A 1,620-nucleotide genomic window follows, 5' to 3' on the forward strand; every position below is an offset into this window, starting at 1 on the left:
GGCCAGGCGCAGGACGCCCGCAACGCGCCGCAGGCCGCCCGGGACGCGGCGCCCGGCGCCCGCAGTGCCGCGGACGCCGCCGCGAGCGCGGCCGTCTCGGGCGCACAGGCCGGGCTCTCCGCGAGCTCCGCGGCCAGCGCTGCGCGCAACGCGGCGGATGCCGCGGACGCGGCGAGTTCGGCCGGCGCGTCCGCCGGCCAGGCCACCGCGCAGTCCCGGCGGGCGTCGGAGGCGGCCGCCGTCGCCCGCAGCGCGTCGGCCTCCGCCGACGCGGCCGCCAAGCGGGCCAACTCGCTGGCCTCCCGTGCGGCTTCGGCCGCGAAGGACGCGCAGGCGGCCGCCAACGGGGCCGCCACCCACGCGGAGAACGCCGCGAAGGCGGCGGACGCGGCCGCCGACCAGGCGGGCAACGCCCAGGACTGGGCGAACAAGGCCACCGAGCACGCCAACGCGGCCGTGGCCGCCGCCCAGACGGCCGCGAACGCGGTGACAGTGGCGCAGGGCGTCGAGGCCCTCGCCCGGGAGAGCGAGCAGGAGGACCTCGCGGCCGATACCAAACTGGGTATCGACGAGGCCACCGAGCTCCGCAAGGAGGGCCAGGAGGCGGCACGGTCGCGGGAGACCGCCATGACCCAGGCGGCAGCCGTCGACGAGACCACCAGGCAACTGGTCGCGAAGGCCGCCGACCCGGCGGTCGACACCGCGACCGCGGTCGCCGCCGGCCGCAGGGCCGCCGTCAACCTGCTGGCCAGCAGTGGCGCGTGGACCAGCCGAGCCGCCCAGAGCGCGCTCTCCGGTACCGACCGGGAGGTGATCGACTGGGCGGTGGCGCAGTACCCGAAGGCCCTGCGGCAGGACGACCGGGAGAAGGCGCTGTTGTTCTCCACCCTCGGCGGCCCCGGCCTGGCGGAGGCGGCGCAGCGGGCGCTGGCCGCCGACAGCCCGGCACAGATCCAGGCCTTCCTCACCCAGGGGGTCTACGACGTCCAGGCCGACGACAACCGGATCCGGATCCTCAGGCTGATGAACAACGCCGGCAAGGCGGTCACCGCCGCCGGGAACAAGGCCCTGAGCGACCCGTCACCGAAGGCCCTGACCGACTTCCTGGCCACCGGCTACTTCCTGGCCAAGGCCGAGGACGACCAGGTGTCCGCGGCCACCATCATGGGACGCGGCGGCCCCGTCGTGGCGGCCCTCGGGCAGGTCGTCCTGTCCGGGCCGGACTCGATGCAGAGCGACTACGTCGTCTGGGGCCAGCACCGGGCGGCCCAGAAGGACCAGGACACCGCCACCCACGTGGCGGCGGTCCGGGCGTTGATCGCGAGCGCCGCCCAGATCGCGGCGCAGGCCAACCAGAACGCGGCCGAGGCGTCCGCGGTCGCGGCCCAGGCCCGTTCGGCGGCCGCGGAGGCCGGCCAGTGGGCCGACCGGGCCCGCACGTCGGCCTCCCAGGCCAAGGGCTACGCGGACGAGGCACGCAACAGGGCCGCCGAGGCCACGGCCTCCGCCAACGCGGCGGCGGCCTCCGCCCAGCAGGCGAAGACCGCCTCGGCCACAGCGAGGCTGGCGAGCCGGCAGGCCAACTACTCCGCGAACCAGGCCGCAGCATCGGCCCACAGC

1 pseudogene is annotated in these 1,620 nt (G+C 76.7%); it reads left to right on the forward strand.

Annotated elements, in window-relative coordinates:
* Window positions 1–1,620: pseudogene (locus ACFU7Z_RS39315) on the forward strand (hypothetical protein); the annotation flags it as partial.

Source organism: Kitasatospora sp. NPDC057518 (assembly GCF_042802075.1).
Taxonomy (GTDB): Bacteria; Actinomycetota; Actinomycetes; order Streptomycetales; family Streptomycetaceae; genus Kitasatospora.